Below are 17,696 nucleotides of genomic sequence, written 5' to 3' on the forward strand. Positions count from 1 at the left end.
ACGTTCCGTCCTTTGCAATCCTCGTTTTACATTTTCAATGTGAATTTAGTTCCTACATTTATAGTGCTTTCCACTGTTAAGATATATCTATGACTTTCAGCTATCCATTTTGCTATACTGAGACCTAGTCCCGTTCCACCTTCTCTGTGACGCGCCTTATCAGCTCTATAAAATCTATCAAATATCCTATTTATATCCTTCTCGCTTATTCCAATTCCTGTATCTTCTACAATTAATATTTTTTTATTTTTTTCAGTAAATAAACTTACTTTAATACTACCCTTTTCTGTATACTTTATAGCATTATCTATTAATATAACAATGAGTCTTCTTATTTTATCATAATCAGCTTTGATGATTAAATCTTCCTCTATATTCATTTGAAAATCTATATTTTTATTATTTGCAATAACTATCATACTTCCACAAACATTTTCAACAATTTCTGATATAGAAAACTCCATCATATCTAGCTTTTCATTGTTAGCATCTGCCTTTGCCAAAATCAATAGATGGTCTATTAATTTAGCCATAACTCGAGTTTCTGAATATGCATTATCAAGCCATACATCATTTTCTTCTACTGTTCCTTCATCGTCACTTAATACAACATCTAGATTAGTTTGAATAACTGTTAGAGGTGTTCTAAGCTCATGAGAAGCATCTGCAACAAATTGTTTTTGTTTAACCCAGGTTTTTTTTACCGGCTTAATAGCCTGACCTGTTAAAATATAGCTAATGCAAAGTAATGCTACCATACCTGTTAAACCAAATATAAATAACACTGTTCTTAAAAACGACCATAATATATCTTCATTTATTGTGCTAACGTATACTTGAACAACACTTGATTCCTCAGTATCATTAAAGTACTTTGTATAAATTCTATAATTAAAATTACCAATCTTTTTCTTTACGTAAGAATCACTTTTTTCTTCCAGAGATAAATCAGCCAGAGTTTTCAAATTATCAGCTACCCATGTGCTTCCTCCTTCGATATGAACTCTGTCTGCATTTTCATTGTAAATAACATAACATGCATCAAGTCGCTCTTTCCCCATTAATATAACATTTGTATTGAGACTTTGATAGAAACTTCTATCTTCGAAAATACTAGTGGTCATAGAAGCATTTCGATATGCATGAATTCTAACTGCTTCTGATTTCATTATTTCCTTAGTCCCATCGTCAAAAATCATTCTTGTAAAATTATATATGCCTGTAGCAATAAAAAACATGAAGAATATTAAAATCAATCCCATATATGCTGTTAATTTTAAATGAAGCCTTTTAAACATATTATTTCTCCTTAAGCATATATCCTACACCACGTATAGTTTCAATTTTAGCTTTAGTTGACTCAAGTCTTTTTCTTAAGTGATGAACATAAATCTCTATATTACTTTCCAAAATATCTGCTTCTAAACCCCATATTCTATCAATTATCTGTTCTCTTGTGAATACCTGTCTAGGTTTTTTTATAAACATCTCCATAAGCATTGCTTCTTTTAAAGGCAATTTAAATTCTTCATCATCTATATATAAAAGATAGTTTTTAACGTCATATTTAACACCTTCGAAATTATATATTTCTCCAATGTATTCCGTATCTTTTCTTCTTGCCAAAGCTTTAACCCTTGCTATAAGCTCCTTTGTTGCAAAAGGTTTAATCAAGTAATCATCTGCACCAGTTTCAAGTCCATAAACCCTATCATCAACAGTATCTTTCGCAGTAAGCATAATTACTGGTGTCTTGTTTCCAGCTTTTCTAATTGATTTCAATATTTCTAAACCACTTACTTCTGGTAACATTATATCTAGTACAATTACATCATAAATTTCTTTATTTGCCAGAATCATACCTTCCTCACCATCATTTGCTATATCAACATCTATCTTTTGTTTTGTAAATAAAAACTTTAATGCTTGTGTAATCTTAACTTCATCTTCTACAATTAATATTCTCACAACATTCCTCCATTTCTATTGCACCAAAATGATGAGATTCTTCAACAAGCCTCAAAATTACATACAATATTATTAATTCGTTATAACCAATCACAATTATATAATAGCGTTATTATCTTAAATTAATATTAATATTTTATTACCTACACGACATATATTGGTTTAGTTCCTTTAGGAATCCAAAATCTTAATGATTTATGGGAAATTTCAAAAAATAATTCATTATGTATAGAGCTTTCACCATCGATACATAAGTTAATTGGATTATCGCATTTCATCCTAACAGTTTTACATTTTTTATATGTTACATACTTTTTAATATTCTCATTCTCTAAATGTTTGCCAATTTTATATTCATTGATTAACCCAAGTATTTTAAATCTAGAAATTTTATCTATAAAACAAATATCTATAATTCCATCATTTATTATTGCCTTTGGAGCACATTTATAACCACCACCGTAAGAATTTCCATTAGCAATTACTCCAAGCAAAAATTTTCCGTTAAACTTTATTTTATCATCAACTTCTACTTCTAAATTTTTACCTAGTTTTTTAGTCAGTGAGTATAGTACGGACAAAATATAACACCCTGTTCCAGTAATAAAGGGGATACTCTTAAATTTATGCATATTAAATGCAGCATCAGCATCAAAACCAATATTACATACTGATGCAGCATATTCATCATTAACCTTTATTAAATCTAATTCAACTTTACTTCCTTCAATTTGAGCAATAACATCGTTAAAATTATAGTAATTTTCAAAATTCTTTACATAATCATTTCCCGTACCACAAGGAATAATACCTATGTTAACTTGTTCGTAATCTTGTGCTGAATTAATTACGTCATGTAATGTACCATCACCACCACAAGCATATAAAACCATAGAGACATTTTCTTTGCATTTACTTATTACGTATCTTTTAACATCTTCTTTACTTTTAGTTATATAAATTTCAAAATCAGTTTTTCCATAAAGTTGATTTTCAATATTTTTAATTATTTCTAACTGATACTTACCCTTTCCTGCCACTGGATTTACAATAAATATATGCTTCATATAATTTCTCCATTTTATAAAATTTGAAGTAATTGCGTACACAATTACTTCACAACATTTCAAAATGTATAATTTAAGAAAAATAATTTTTATTGTTTTTACTAATTAAATTACCATATTCCTCTATTGGCATTGGCATTGAAAAAATAAACCCTTGAGCCATATCACATCCTATATCTTTAAGAAAATCTGCTTGTAAGTTTGTCTCTACTCCCTCTGAAACTACATTTAATTCTAAATTTTTAGCAAGGTTTACTATATTGCTAACAATAACTTGAGTATTGTAATCTTCTATATTATTTAAAAAGGTTTTGTCCAATTTTAGAGTATTTATAGGCATTTCTCCCAGTAATCCAAGACTAGAGTATCCAGATCCAAAATCATCCATGGAAATTTTAAAACCACTATTTCTAAAATCCCTCATTATAGAAAATACTTCATCTACATTTCCAAATACAACTGATTCGGTGATTTCAATTTCTATCAAATTTTCAGGTATATGATATCTTTCCAATATCTCCTTATATTCTGTTACAAAATTACTGTTAAGAAAGTCAACTCTAGAAACATTTACAGATACAGGAACAACTTTATATTCTAAGTCCAACCAATTCCTCATACTTTTACATACATTTTCAAAAACAAATTTATCAAGATTTATAATAAACCCATTTTTCTCAAATATAGGTATAAATCTCTCTGGACTCATAAATCCCAATTTCTTGTTATCCCAACGAACTAACGCTTCTGCTCCAGAAATATAACCATCTTTTAAGTTAACTTTTGGTTGTATATATATTTTGAAATCTTCATTTTTTAGAGCTTCATGCATATCATATTCAATACTTCTTTCCTCAATGAAACTGTTATTTAAATTTTTATTGTATATAGCATATCCACTACTGCAACTACCCTTAATATCTAGTTTGGCAACCTTTGCCTTATCTATAGCTAATCTTATATCTTTATCGTTTTCTTCTATAATATATATACCTGTAGTTATAACGGGCTTAATATGATATTTTTTCCAAATTTCTAAACCTTCCATACTACTTGATATATTACTAATTTTCTTTAATATTTCATTTTTGTCATTATTATATTTCAATAAAACTAAAAAATTATCTGCATCTGCTTTACCACATACCTCAGATTTTAAAATAATATTTAATAATTTGCCTATGTTTCGAAGTATTTCATCGCCGACTTCATATCCAAAATTATTATTTATTACAGTAAATTTATCTATATCAAAGTGTGCTAATGCATATTTTTTTCCTTTTTCATTTAATAGAACCTTTTCTGCTTCTATTTGAAAACTGTCTTCATTTCTTATATTGGTAATTTTATCAAAGTCATTAATTTTTTTCAAGTCTCTATATTTAACATTTAAATCCTTAAATAATTTAATACCTTTAAAAATAACTAAACCTAGAACAATATTTATAACAAATATAATGTTTGTCGTAGTTAAAAACTTATCTATTGATGTAATATTAGCCACCACCTTTATATAGTCTAAACCTTAGATAATAATAAATCGCCTATTTCCCATTTTATATATCGACAGTTTTTACTAAAACATTACAAATTCTTCAAAAATAATGTAGGGGACGCATTTTATGCGTCCCGTGATGTACATGCAATACATACCGACGACATTCAACTATAAACACATTGTATTCGTTCGAGGTACGTACCATTCGGTATGCATACAATGCATACCCTACATCCAAATGATATTTTACATTACACGCGTAGGGGACGCATTGAATGCGTCCCCTGATGTACATGCAATGCATACCGACGATATTTCGTTTATAAAACACATTGTATTCGTTCGAGGTATGTACCATACAGTATGCATACAATGCATACCCTACAGTTTGAATTCTTCTACCATATTTTTCAAAACTTGAGCTTGACTACTTAATTCTTCACTTGCTGCTGCACTTTCCTCTGATGTAGCTGAATTTGTTTGTACTATTGATGAAATTTGTTCTATTCCTATGGAAATTTGATTTATTCCTAAAGCCTGTTGTTCTGATGCTGCCGATATTTCTCCTATCATTTCAATGGCAACTTTAGCTTTTTCCTCAATTAAATTTAATGATTCTTTTGTTTTTGTAGCAATACTTGCACCATTATCTACTGCTTTAAGTGAATTCTCGATAAGGTTTGTTGTATTTTTAGCTGCTTCTGCACTTTTCGAAGCTAAATTTCTTACTTCATCAGCAACAACTGCAAATCCCTTTCCTGCTGAACCTGCTCTTGCAGCTTCTACTGCTGCATTCAATGCAAGTATATTTGTTTGAAATGCTATATCATCGATAACTTTTATAATTTTAGCAATTTCTTTAGAAGTATCGCTTATGTTGTTCATAGCATTATTCATTTCCTTAACTTGATTATTTCCATTTTTTATTTCATTTCCTACTTCAAGAGCTGCTTCCTTGCCTTTGCCTGCATTTTTAGCATTACTATTTATCTGCTCAGAAATTTCATTTATTGTAGCTGCTAATTCTTCAACTGAACTTGCCTGTTCTGTAGCTCCTTGGGAAAGAGCTTGAGATCCAGATGCTACTTGTTCAGAGCCACTTGCTATTTGTTCAGCGCTTTGACCAATTTGTCGCATCTGATTATTATTGTACTCAATAATCTTAGTTAAAGAATCTTTAATAGGACTTAAGTCTCCATCATAATCTAATGTAACTATTGTTGTTAAATCTCCATCAGCCATAGAACCTAAATGATAAGAAATATCGTTTATTAATTCTTTTAATACAGCTACAGTTTTACTTAAAGATTCAAGAAGTACACCAGTTTCGTCTTCACTAGATGTTGTTGGTATTTCAGTATGCAAATCACCTTCTGAAAGAAGCTTGAGTCTATTAGCACAAGCAATCACAGGGTCTGCTATTTTCTTTGATACTATAGTAGCTATAATAAATGCTGCTAAAATAGAAATAATTATTAATACAATAGTTAATATAATACTTATGCTAGTATTTCCCATATACTGTGATTGAGGTGTATTAATAAGCATTCCCCATCCATTAGTTCCTTCTATAGGAGAATACGCTAGAAGTGTAGTTAATCCATCCATTTCATAACTTCCGAATTGTTCTTCACCATTTAACATCTTGGATTCTATACTTGCCAACTTTTTAAAGCTATTGTCAACTTCTGCATTCTGTATTGCATTCTCATGGTCTATAACTCTTTGATATTCAAGGTGTGCAATGGTAAATCCATCCTTATCAATAATCGAGCCAAAACCACCATCTCCAACAGCTATACCTGAAACAAAATCCGATAACATTCTACCGTTTATTTCTAAAATTATTGCTCCTTCTGTAGATGTATTAGATTTACCATCTTTCCATAATGGAGCTGATACTATAAAATACATTTCACCACTTATTTTAAAAATTGGATCAGAAACATATGTATCACCTTTCATAGCAGTTTTGAAATATTCTGAATCAGATACATTTATATTTCTTTTATCTACTGTAGTTATTGCATTTCCATTGCTATCAGCAAAATAAGCATCTATAAATTTAAAATTATCTATTCTTAACTGAAAAAGTTCTTGCTTATCTGCTAGCTTTACTTCTGGATTAGTTAATTCTGGTAAAAGTCCTAAATCTGATGCTACTGTTTTAAGTTCATCAATTTTACTTACTATAACTTCAGAAGCTACGACAGATACCTCACTTAATGTTATCTCTACTGTATCTATTGCTGTTTTATAATTAAGAAATGCTGATATACCACCTACTAAAGTTACTGAAACTAAAACAACAGCCATAATATATAATAATATTTTACTTTTTATACTTTTTATATTTTTAAAATCTACTTTATTTTTAATTCCTTTAATATTCTTAAATCCTTTAAATTTAAATTTATTTATTTTCTTCTTCTGCTTTAATTTCTTCATTAGTGTCTCCCATTATAATGCTAAGTTATATTGTCTTGTATAAACATTGTGTATTCATACAACAAAGGTGCAGTATTAAACTGCACCCTTAGGTTACAAATTATAGCATGTCTATATTATTGTAATAACTGTAATACACCTTGTGGTTGTTGATTAGCTTGAGCAAGCATTGCTTGAGCAGCTTGAGTAAGAATATTATTCTTAGTGTATTGCATCATTTCTTTTGCCATATCAACGTCTCTTATACGAGATTCAGCAGCTGTTAAGTTTTCTGAAGTTACTCCTAAGTTGTTGATTGTGTGCTCTAATCTGTTTTGTAAAGCACCTAAATCTGCTCTTGTTCCAGATACTTCATTGATAGCTGCATCTATTGTACTAATAGCAGCAGTTGCTAAAGCTATAGTAGATACAGATATTGTTGATACACCTAATCCGTCAGCTGACATACTAGTTATTGCTAAACTAACAGCTTCAGCAGATGTACCATTTGCTCCTATTTGTAAAGATAATGAAGTCATTGTACCATCTATTACAGCTTTTCCATTAAATTTAGTTGAATTAGCTATTCTATCAATTTCAGTTGTTAATGCTTCAACTTCTTTTTGTATATTTGCTCTATCAACATCATCATCATAAGTACCATTAGAAGATTGAACTGCTAATTCTCTCATTCTTTGAAGGATAGCATGAGTTTCATTTAATCCACCTTCTGCTGTTTGAATTAAAGAAATACCATCTTCAGCATTTTTAGAAGCCATTTCTAATCCATTGATTTGACCTCTCATCTTTTCAGATATTGCCAATCCTGCAGCATCATCACCAGCTCTATTAATTCTATATCCTGATGATAATTTTTCTAAGTTTTTACCTGTGTTTGAATTGTTCATTCCTAATTGTCTTAAAGAATTTAATGCGTTAATATTATGTTGTATTCTCATTTTTTTACCTCCATGTAATTTTATCGGGATCCTTCCCTCATTTATTTAGTAATCATAGATTTCGAGACCGGCGCCAGTTTTAAAATCCATCATTTACTGTTACAATACATATATCGTATCAATTAAAATTAAGTTTAGTTATTTTCAATATTTTTTTTTATTTTTTTACTATTATTACTTGTTATTATTTACATACTCCCCTATTTTTCTATCTACCGAAGAAATATGCTTTATTAGCCAATCTAGCATAAATTGATTAGCATTAATAATAACACTGATACTAGCACCTGAATTTTCATAATCTTTTCTTAACTTAGATAACTTTTCGATAAATCCATCATGAAGTTGCTTTTGGATTTTATAGTCTGGATAATTTATGCTTAACATATAATTTTCCTCATCTTTAAAATGAGTTTTAGTATATTCATCTAAATAATCAAATAACTGAATTATGTATTCCTTTGTTTTACCTTGTTTTCCTGCTTCAAAAAGTTTATCTGCCTTTTCAAACCAAATTTTATGTTGCTGATCAATCTTTTCAACTCCAATCTCCAAACTTGGTTTCCACTGTATACTCATATTTTACCTCCAGAATATCTAAATAGTTTCTTATGCTTTTATGTTTACGAATTTAGAAGAATTTTTTGGTTGATTTAAGTTATCCTTTACAGTTTTAATTTTTTTGTTAATAATCGTACGAATAACCTTGTCCTTTTCTATTGTATCCTTAATTAGTTCTTGAACTTTCATTTTTAATAATTTCATTTCTTCAGTTTCAACAAACTTTTCATTAGAACTCAAGTAATCTTCAATCATTGAACTTATTACTTCTATCTCTTCAATAAGTTTTTGCCTATCTAATATCATAGAACTAATTTTATCTTCTTCTATTTTAGGTGATAAGGATATAATTTCTTCAGTAAATTTGTTTAGTTTTTCAGCAGCTTTTAATTTTTTCTCCCATAAATTTAACATAATCACCTAACCCTTTGTAACTCTTGCTATTTTGTCTGCTTCTGACCATGTTTCCCTTAAATCTTTCACTATTGGCAAGATACTTTCTATATACTTCGTTTCTTTATACGACGCAGCCTTTGTTATTTCTCTATTGAAAAATAAATACAACTCCATTAGTTCATTTGACATATCATATTTATTATCCAACGTCTCCATTAAATGATAGAATATTTTTCTACATTTTTCTAAAATTATACTTGCTTGTTTATAGTCATTGTTTTCAATTAACAATATGCTATGATTTAACTTTTTTATTACTTCATCATACAATAATATGAGAAGTTCTCCTTTTGTCATTGTAGTTACGGTTGTCCTTTTATATTGTTCATATGGATTTACCATTGTGATACTCCTTACATTATATTAATAGAATGCATATTATTGACCCATCATATCTACGAGCCATGAACTTTGAGCATTTAAATTACTTAATGTTTTTTCAAGTGTAGTAAATTGATTCCAATATCTTTCTCTTTCTTTTTTTAAATCCTTTTTTAATTTTTCCATTTTATTATCATATTCTTCCATTTTTAAAGAAATATAGTTTGAATCTGAGGTAGAGCTATCAGGCATACCGGCTTCTTCTATAAGTACTCCTGAAGTTCCATAAGTTCCTACATTATATTTAATTAACTCTTGAATCTGTATAGCTATTCCAGGTTTTGCATCTGTATCAGTTGTATTTTCTGTAAATAAACTTGCTATTTCTTCAGGATTTTGCAATAATTTTTCTTTAAATTTTTCCTCATCAAAAACTAGTTTTCCGCTAGTATCCATTCTTGCAGCAGATATACCAATATTAGATAAAGTCAAATCACTTACTGATGTTTTGCTTGACATAGATTCTCTTAAACTGCGTAATACAGTATTCATCTTACTATCTCCAAACAAAATCCCTTTTTTAGCTTCTGTTGTCCAATTTTCTATTTCATCTTTTTCCATTTCATCTTGCTGTTCTGGAGTCAAAGGTAGATAATCTCTATTTGGTTTTTCTTTTGTTTTAGTGCCAATTAAATCTATAATCTCGTTATAGTCATCTATAAATTGTTTTACTCTTTCTACAACTTCATCTGTATTATGCGTTACATCGAAGGTTATAGGTTCATCAATGTCTGCAGCCCTTTCATTTAATTCAACATTTATTCCGTCTATAGCAAAGTTTGCAGTACTTCTAGTTACTTTAGTACTAACACCATTTAAAGTATAGTTAATTACTGTATCTGTAGCATTTTCCATTGATACGCTATCGCTTCCAAATAAAGCATTAACAAGGTTTCCCCCTCCTGTCGCATTTTCTATTGCCATTCCATTGCTATTTGTTCCTGACTCTTTTGCTTTTACAACGAATTTATCAGAAGTCGATGAATAGGATATATTTACATCAGATTCTTTATTTATTTTATTTATTATGTCTTTTAATGAAGCATCTTTATTTATTTCTAATTCTTTTCCATTTATAGATATAATATAACCAAACTTATCATCCTCTGTATCATCAGGTGTTAAATCTACAGGAGTTAATCCTGTAAAATTCAAACCATTACTAGGATCACTTATGGACATATTCATATTTATCCTGTTGCTTCTTCCTGCCTTAATACCTGTTAAATCACTTAATTCACTACTTATACCGCTAATTCCGATTAAATCAGTCTCCTCCAAGCCAAGAGTTTTAAAAGTCAACGCACCGTCAGATTCTGTCACTTCTATTTTTCCTGTTCCATAAATTTCATTTAGTTTGTCTTGGAGAAATGACTTTATTCCACCAGCATCATAGGTATAGCTATCCTTCATTTCAGACATATTTATAGTTTTTACAACACCATTGTAATCAAATTTAATAAATGCATCTTCATTAGTTAATACTTGTTCAGCTGTTCTCGTTAAGTTAGCTGTATCTATAACATCAACTGATGAACCTTCATATTCCTTTCCTACTTTCATTTCCAAAACATTTAAAAAGTCTTTGCTAGCAGCTGACAAATATGCAACATCTTCTTCAGTTTTATTTTTTATAACAAGCTCCAATTTATTATCAGTATAAGTGTATTCCAACTTAGCATTACTGTCATTACCTTCTATTGTAGCTAGTTGTTCATTTAATACATCTACTACCTCTTCAGGCGTTGTCCCTTCAAAATCTTTAGGAATGGTCAAATTGTGTGTTGTACCGTTAAAGGATATACTAAAAGTCTCACCTGCTAAAGGTGAAATATAATCCTTTACATTACCTGAAGTATAGGCTTTACTTGATACATTATTTGTTGATGTTAAAGAAGCATAAGTCGCAACACTTTCTATGCTATCTATAGAAAAATTCTTAATATTTTCTGCATCTCCAGTAACATTAACATATTTTGATGATGGCTCTATTGTGTTTGACTTAAAGAAATTAGGACTTAATATATTCGTTTTTGATCCTGTTGAATAAGAAAAATACTTGTTACTAAATGATAAAAGTTTCGTACTAATTTCCCTATACGCTTCTTGCCTATACAATAAACTTTGCTTTGCTTGATATTCCCTGTTAATTCTATTTCTTGTTCGAGCAGTCATTTGATTAACTAAATCGTCCGTATCAAGTCCTGACATTAGACCGCCTATGCCTTTATTTGTTGATGAACCATATATACTTGTTGATAATGTTGACATAATTTACTCCTTTCATACTTTTCATAGTTTAATTATCAATTATTGTTATTGAGCCTTTCTTGCTGTAGGGGACGCATTATATGCGTCCTGCGGTATGCATACAATGCATACCCTACACTTCGACGTCTCTAAATCTATCGTGGGATTGCCTGTCTGCGGTATGCATGCAATGCATAACTACGTTGTAAGTTATTTGCTATTATTATTTAAGTGTTTTATAAGTAAGTTTGCTATATTACTAATTGATGCTTGTACTGTAACTGCACCGATGTTGTATGATACCATAGGCATTCCATACACTACTGAAGACTCTTTATCTTGTCCTATCGTATAGGCGCCTGATTTCTTCATATTTAATAAACCTTGGGCTCCATCCTTTCCCATACCTGTCAGTATAATACCAACTGCATTTTTGCCTGCATTTTCAGCCACTGAATTAAACAGTACATCTACTGATGGACGATGGCCACTAACTTTATCACCTGGTCTACAAGTAACATAATATCCTTTTGCGTCTTGTGCAAGTTTCATTTGCATATCGCCAGGTGCTATCAATGCTAATCCATATTTTATTCTATCTCCATCAGATGCCTCTTTTACTTCCATATTACAAATTTTATTTAATCTATCAGCATACATCTTTGTAAAACCAGAAGGCATATGCTGTGTAATTAATATCCCTGGTACTTCTTTTGGTAGTGCTTTTAAAATCTCAAGGGTTGCCTCTGTTCCTCCTGTCGATGCTCCTATAGCAATAATTTTTTCTTCGGAACATCTTTTAAGTTTAAGTGTTGATAAATTCCTTATAGCAATATTTGTTTTCAAATTTGCAATTGATGCAATTTTTATTTTACCTTTTAGGTCTCTTAAAAAATTATTTAAGTCGTTTTCCGAAGACATATCAGGTTTTTTAACAAAATCTACTGCTCCTGAATGCAAGGCATCAAATACACTTAAATTCATAGAACTTACAAGAACAATCTTTATAGGATTTTCAATCATAATCTTTTTTAAAAAAGTTAAACCGTTCATTTTTGGCATTTCTATATCTAACGTCAATATATCTGGCTTAAGTAATTCTATTTTATCCAAAGCATCTATTGGATTTTCTGCTAATCCTACCACTTCAATACCAGAGTCTTCACTTAACTCTTTGTTTAGAATCCTTCTAAAGAATAGTGAGTCATCTACAATTAGTACTTTAATTCTTTTTGCTGTCATATAATCATTCCTTTTTGTATGTGGCAGGACATATGTATTTAAATTTTGATTGATCCCTCTGTATTGTCTCAGCATGTCCTATCATTAGATGTCCGCCCGTCTTTACCGCCTCATAAAATTTATTTACAAGATTTATTTTTGTATTTATATTAAAATAAATCATTACATTTCTACAAAATATCACATCATACTTATTTCTTTCCCTTATTGGTTCCATTAAATTAAATGCCTTAAAGGTAACACATTCTTTTATTTCCGGAATTACCTCATATTTACTATCCTTAGTTTTAAGAAAATATCTTTTTACAAAAGACGGAGGCATTTTGCTTAAACTTTCTTCTGAATATACTCCTTCTCTAGCCTTTAAAAGTACATTTTCTGATATATCAGTTGCTAAAATTTGGATTTTCCACTTTGATTTTTTTAAAGCAAAATAATCATTAATTATCATAGCGATAGTATAAGGTTCTTCTCCTGAAGAGCAACCTGCACTCCATATATTTATAACTTTCGCTGTGTTATTTTTCTCTTCATAAGGTAAAATAACTTCCTTTAAATATTTAAAATGGTTCTCCTCTCTATAAAAATATGTATAATTTGTTGTAAGTTTATTAATAAGGGTTGTAATTTCTTCCCTGTTATTTCTTTTAATACTTGTCATATACTGACCGAAACTTTTCATGCCTTTTCTTTCTATCATATTTGATAGACGGCCTTCAATAAGTTGCCTTTTTTTTGTAAGATCTATGCCATAATTTTTATGCATATAATCCACAAATTCTAAAAATTCAGAATCTGTTAATTTAACCATCAATTACTCCTTCTTAATGTAAATGGTAGTATTAATTTTTATATACTTTCTATTAAGCTTCCAACATCTAAAATAAGGTTTATAGACCCATCTCCTAATATTGAACAACCTGAAACTCCAGATTCTTTAATATTATATTTATTAAGTATTGTTGGTAATGGTTTAACAACAACTTGTTGCTCGCCTATTATAGTATCTACAAACAAACATGCACTACTTTCTCCAGATTCAACAAGTATGAGAATACCATCATCAATATTATTAATATCAGTTTTCATATTAAACATATCATTTACTCTTATAACTGGATAGCATTTATCTCTTACCAATATCATTTCATTGCCATCTGTACTCTTTATTATATCTTCTGACTTAACCTTAAATGATTGTTGAATATTTTTTATTGGAATTATTAATTCTGAGTCTCCCACAACTACTTGCATACCTGATACAATTGTAAGAGTTAGAGGTATCTTAAAGGTAACTGCAGTTCCTACATCTTCTTTACTATCTAATACTACAGTTCCTCCTACTTTCTCAACATTTGACTTAACAACATCCATTCCAACGCCTCTGCCAGAATATTCAGTTACAGCTTCATTAGTTGAAAAGCCCGGCATCATAAGGAATTGGTATATTTCTTTTGAACTATATTCACTATCCGCTTTACTTAAGAGTCCCTTATCTTTAGCTTTTTCTAATATTTTATTTGTATCAAAGCCTTTACCATCATCTTCAACAGTAATATGTATTTCACCGCCTGTATTAGAAGCAGAAAGTTTTATTGTTCCTTTAGAATCCTTCCCCTTATCTATTCTTTCTTCTGTTGACTCTAAACCATGATCCATGGCGTTTCTAACGAGATGCATAATAGGATCTGAGATTCCATCAACTATTGTTTTATCTACTTCAGTTTCTTCTCCTGATAAAACCAATTCTACTTCTTTATTTAACTCCTTACCCATATCTCTAACAATTCTTTTCATTTTTTGGAATATTCCAGACACAGGCACCATTCTAAGAGACATAACAATATCTTGAAGTTCGTCTGTAAGTTTTCTTAACTGTCTAGTGGATTTTGTAAAGCTTTCTGAATTCAATTTTTTAATTTCACTATTTGAGGAAACCATAGATTCAGCTATTACTAATTCTCCTACTATATCAACTAAATTGTCAAGTTTAGATAAATTTACTGTTATAAGACTGTGTTTGTTATGTTTTGATTTTTCTTTTTCTTTAACTTTTATATTGTTATTTTTATTATTTTGAATATTATTTGCTTGTTTTGTATTATTTTGCTTGTTCGATGAATCCTTTTTTTCTTCATTATCTTCATTTAATTCTATTACAGTATAATTCTTCACGTTTAATGCACTCTTTATAATATTAATGCCTAAATTTAAGGATTCATTATCATCAAAATATACAAAAAAACCTTCCTTAATTATTTCTTGAGCAGTTTTATTATCATTCTCAATATTATCAGGCTTATATGTAAATTTAACCCCTGTATCATTTAATTGATTGACTATAAAAAATGCTCTTAGATTTTCCATTCCACTGTCATCATCAAAGTAAACTTTAACTGCATATTTTTTTTCTGTTTTAGATTCTTTTAATTCCATTGTTTTTGTTAAAGCAACTTCTTGTTCTGATTGATTTTCCATTTCAGTACTTCCACCGCTTTCATCGCTTACATCACCTGATATTAAATGTAAGAAACTTAATATTTCTTTTTCTATTAATTCTAAGTCTTCAACTAAAGGTTGGCCTTCTTCTATTTTGGTTATTTCTTCTTTTATAAAATCGGTAAACTTAAATACCAAATTTACAAGTTCTTCATTATATTTATGATCTATTCCATTTTCTCTTATATAATAAAATAAATCCTCTACTTTGTGAGAAATAGTCATAATACTGTTAAACTGCATCATTGCAGATGAGCCTTTTATTGTATGCATTATTCTAAAAATTTCATCTATACATTCTTTGTCGAAAGCTTGTTCCTTTTCTGCTCTTAATAATATGTCGTCTAATTGTTCTAATAAAGAGTTTGCTTCAAATAGATACATATCAAGTACAGAATCTAAATTATTATCCATATCCAGTTCTCCTTCATTTGCCTTTTACATCTTATCATTTATATCGACATTTTTTATTGTTTATTAAGCTTTTATATATATTTTTTTATACTTATATTAAATTTTTTATCTTTTAATAAATTTTAATCGAAAAGTGCCGATATATATAATGTTATATTTTTGCTTTAAATTTTCATCTTAATACTATATAATAATATTAAATATTAATTACTGGAGAGTTATTATGATAGATAATGATATTCGCGTAAGTACAAAAAATCCTTTAAGTGACAATACACTTAATAAACAAAAAATAAAAACAGAACCAATTACGCCTTTTGATGTCATTGATCCTACTAAAGTTACAAAACCTAATAAGCAAGACCCTAGTAATCATACAAGCCAAAATTGGCTTAATTATAATCCTGATTCAGTATTTGAAAAATTTTTAAAATCTCTTGGAAACTCTCCTATACTGTCTGATAATTTGAAAAAATTACTTTTGAATAATCAGTTTATAAATCACAATATTAAAAATGATCCCGTTTTAAATACACTATTTGAAACATTCATTAAAAATATTGAAATGGATGACAAAGAAATTTTAAATTTTTTAAAACTACAACAAAATACTTATACTAAATTTAATGGAGACTTTTTTAATTCCCTGAGAAATCTTTACAAACTCAACTCTAATAATGAGGACTTTAAAATTATATTAAGGAATTTTTTAAGAAGTTATGATTGTTTTGTTTCTATTAACGATACTTATAAATCAATAAATTCTACATTGAAAAATATACATGAAAATATACCTGATATTTTAAAAGAACCATTTAAAGAACTATTAGATAAAATGGTTACTGAAAATTACACTAAAAGTAATGATTTAAATTTAAACTTGTTGAAAAATGAGATTTTGCCTTTTATTGGTCGTTATGTATCTAAAATGAATGATTTTGGTCCTGTTAGGGATTATGTTTCCGTACTAGTACATAATTTAATCAGATTAGAAACTGCATCAAAAGATACTTTTTCTACTGATTTAGATAATTTATTTGACTATATAAAATTTAATTTACAAATAGAAGATAAAGAACTTAATAATTTAAAGTTGTCTCTAATTAATTCATATGAAACGTCTTCAAATACAAAAAATAATTCTATTGACTCCTTGATAGACATTATAAGAACTGGTATTAAAGATAGTAATAATGTAGTAAACAAAGGAGTTATGGAAGACATGGCTGACTCATTATTATTTAATCAAAGTGTTCATATACCATTAATGCACTTATTTATGCCATTAAATTACAATGGTATGTTTATGTTTTCTGAACTATGGATTAGTAAAGATTATGAAGATTATACAGAAAACAAAAAAAGCAATTATGAAAAAAAGGAAACTTTCAATGTATTTATTACCTTTGAAATTCAAAATGTAGGTTACTTTGAAACAACCTTATTGTTAAAAGATAATAACCTATCTCTTGAAATTTTAATACCTAATAAATTTGTAAATCATATTGATAAAATAAGAAATGATATCAGTGAAATTATTCAAAATAAAAATATATCTATTTCTGATATAAATGTATCTGAATGTATTAAAAGAAGAAGATTTAATGAAGTATTCGATAATCTTGCTGAAAGGAAAAACGGTGTAAATGTCGTCATATAATAATAAAAATAAAGCTAAAGCTAAACGTGCTGTTGCTATAAAGTATGATGCTAATAAAAATAATGCCCCTGTGGTTATTGCATCAGGATCAGGATATATAGCCAACAAAGTAGTTGAAATAGCAGAAGACAGTGGTGTACCCATTTATAAAGATGACTCCCTTTCTGTATTGCTATCACAATTAGAAATAGGTAGTGAAATTCCTGAAATACTTTTTGGTGCAATAGTAGATATATATATATATTTCTTAAATTTTAAGATTGATTCTTCAGATGATATTTAAGAATTACATATAATAATATCTTGTTAATTAA

At 28.8% G+C, this 17,696-nt stretch carries 15 protein-coding genes; 2 read left to right on the top strand and 13 right to left on the bottom strand.

The genetic code is table 11. The features are described from left to right. Nucleotides 1–26 precede the first annotated feature (26 nt). From U8307_RS03900 to U8307_RS03960, 13 genes are all read right to left on the bottom strand, one after another. Complete coding sequence (locus tag U8307_RS03900) at nt 27–1,298, bottom strand: sensor histidine kinase (RefSeq protein ID WP_326910387.1); 1,272 nt, start codon at nt 1,296–1,298, stop codon at nt 27–29. 1 nt (nt 1,299) lies between these two features. Continuing rightward, the gene (locus U8307_RS03905; RefSeq protein ID WP_326910388.1) at nt 1,300–1,968 is read right to left on the bottom strand and encodes a response regulator transcription factor; all 669 of its coding nucleotides are present in this window, start codon (nt 1,966–1,968) and stop codon (nt 1,300–1,302) included. 143 nt (nt 1,969–2,111) lie between these two features. Continuing rightward, nucleotides 2,112–3,035 (bottom strand): diacylglycerol/lipid kinase family protein, encoded by a 924-nt coding sequence (locus tag U8307_RS03910; protein ID WP_326910390.1) that lies wholly within the window; start codon nt 3,033–3,035, stop codon nt 2,112–2,114. A gap of 73 nt (nt 3,036–3,108) precedes the next feature. Then, entirely contained in the window at nt 3,109–4,542 is a 1,434-nt protein-coding gene (locus U8307_RS03915; protein ID WP_326910391.1) for a putative bifunctional diguanylate cyclase/phosphodiesterase, read from the bottom strand. 372 nt (nt 4,543–4,914) lie between these two features. Next, on the bottom strand, nt 4,915–6,981 hold the full coding sequence (locus tag U8307_RS03920; RefSeq protein WP_326910392.1) for a methyl-accepting chemotaxis protein: 2,067 nt from the start codon (nt 6,979–6,981) through the stop codon (nt 4,915–4,917). A 116-nt stretch (nt 6,982–7,097) separates the two neighbouring features. Then, entirely contained in the window at nt 7,098–7,919 is an 822-nt protein-coding gene (hag, locus tag U8307_RS03925; RefSeq protein ID WP_326910393.1) for a flagellin Hag, read from the bottom strand. A gap of 174 nt (nt 7,920–8,093) precedes the next feature. Next, nucleotides 8,094–8,498 (bottom strand): bacteriohemerythrin, encoded by a 405-nt coding sequence (locus tag U8307_RS03930; protein WP_326910394.1) that lies wholly within the window; start codon nt 8,496–8,498, stop codon nt 8,094–8,096. Nucleotides 8,499–8,528: 30 nt separating this feature from the next. Then, on the bottom strand, nt 8,529–8,894 hold the full coding sequence (locus U8307_RS03935; protein WP_326910395.1) for a hypothetical protein: 366 nt from the start codon (nt 8,892–8,894) through the stop codon (nt 8,529–8,531). A gap of 6 nt (nt 8,895–8,900) precedes the next feature. Then, nucleotides 8,901–9,278, bottom strand: coding sequence for a flagellar export chaperone FliS (gene fliS, locus U8307_RS03940; RefSeq protein WP_326910396.1), 378 nt, complete (start codon nt 9,276–9,278; stop codon nt 8,901–8,903). A gap of 36 nt (nt 9,279–9,314) precedes the next feature. Next, nucleotides 9,315–11,588: a flagellar filament capping protein FliD gene (gene fliD / locus U8307_RS03945; RefSeq protein ID WP_326910398.1), complete on the bottom strand. Its 2,274-nt coding sequence runs from the start codon at nt 11,586–11,588 to the stop codon at nt 9,315–9,317. A 189-nt stretch (nt 11,589–11,777) separates the two neighbouring features. Beyond that, complete coding sequence (locus tag U8307_RS03950; protein WP_326910400.1) at nt 11,778–12,809, bottom strand: protein-glutamate methylesterase/protein-glutamine glutaminase; 1,032 nt, start codon at nt 12,807–12,809, stop codon at nt 11,778–11,780. A 4-nt stretch (nt 12,810–12,813) separates the two neighbouring features. Next, complete coding sequence (locus U8307_RS03955; protein ID WP_326910401.1) at nt 12,814–13,620, bottom strand: CheR family methyltransferase; 807 nt, start codon at nt 13,618–13,620, stop codon at nt 12,814–12,816. Between the two features lie 38 nt (nt 13,621–13,658). Then, the gene (locus U8307_RS03960; protein ID WP_326910402.1) at nt 13,659–15,722 is read right to left on the bottom strand and encodes a chemotaxis protein CheA; all 2,064 of its coding nucleotides are present in this window, start codon (nt 15,720–15,722) and stop codon (nt 13,659–13,661) included. A gap of 223 nt (nt 15,723–15,945) precedes the next feature. On the opposite strand from U8307_RS03960, the gene U8307_RS03965 reads away from it, so the two are divergent. Both U8307_RS03965 and U8307_RS03970 read left to right on the top strand, forming a co-directional pair. Next, entirely contained in the window at nt 15,946–17,382 is a 1,437-nt protein-coding gene (locus U8307_RS03965) for a hypothetical protein (protein ID WP_326910403.1), read from the top strand. Next, nucleotides 17,369–17,665, top strand: a complete 297-nt coding sequence (locus tag U8307_RS03970) for an EscU/YscU/HrcU family type III secretion system export apparatus switch protein (protein WP_326910405.1) — start codon at nt 17,369–17,371, stop codon at nt 17,663–17,665. Before U8307_RS03965 ends, U8307_RS03970 begins: the two co-directional genes overlap by 14 nt. Nucleotides 17,666–17,696: the final 31 nt, after the last annotated feature.

This window comes from Sedimentibacter sp. MB31-C6 (assembly GCF_035934735.1).
Classification (GTDB): Bacteria; Bacillota; Clostridia; order Tissierellales; family Sedimentibacteraceae; genus Sedimentibacter.

Coding starts and splice junctions, on each gene's coding strand:
- U8307_RS03900 (WP_326910387.1), bottom strand. CDS start 1,298: ATGTTTAAAAGGCTTCATTTAAAATTAACAGCATATATGGGATTGATT.
- U8307_RS03910 (WP_326910390.1), bottom strand. CDS start 3,035: ATGAAGCATATATTTATTGTAAATCCAGTGGCAGGAAAGGGTAAGTAT.
- U8307_RS03920 (WP_326910392.1), bottom strand. CDS start 6,981: ATGAAGAAATTAAAGCAGAAGAAGAAAATAAATAAATTTAAATTTAAA.
- hag (WP_326910393.1), bottom strand. CDS start 7,919: ATGAGAATACAACATAATATTAACGCATTAAATTCTTTAAGACAATTA.
- U8307_RS03930 (WP_326910394.1), bottom strand. CDS start 8,498: ATGAGTATACAGTGGAAACCAAGTTTGGAGATTGGAGTTGAAAAGATT.
- U8307_RS03935 (WP_326910395.1), bottom strand. CDS start 8,894: ATGTTAAATTTATGGGAGAAAAAATTAAAAGCTGCTGAAAAACTAAAC.
- fliS (WP_326910396.1), bottom strand. CDS start 9,278: ATGGTAAATCCATATGAACAATATAAAAGGACAACCGTAACTACAATG.
- fliD (WP_326910398.1), bottom strand. CDS start 11,588: ATGTCAACATTATCAACAAGTATATATGGTTCATCAACAAATAAAGGC.
- U8307_RS03950 (WP_326910400.1), bottom strand. CDS start 12,809: ATGACAGCAAAAAGAATTAAAGTACTAATTGTAGATGACTCACTATTC.
- U8307_RS03955 (WP_326910401.1), bottom strand. CDS start 13,620: ATGGTTAAATTAACAGATTCTGAATTTTTAGAATTTGTGGATTATATG.
- U8307_RS03960 (WP_326910402.1), bottom strand. CDS start 15,722: ATGGATAATAATTTAGATTCTGTACTTGATATGTATCTATTTGAAGCA.
- U8307_RS03965 (WP_326910403.1), top strand. CDS start 15,946: ATGATAGATAATGATATTCGCGTAAGTACAAAAAATCCTTTAAGTGAC.
- U8307_RS03970 (WP_326910405.1), top strand. CDS start 17,369: ATGTCGTCATATAATAATAAAAATAAAGCTAAAGCTAAACGTGCTGTT.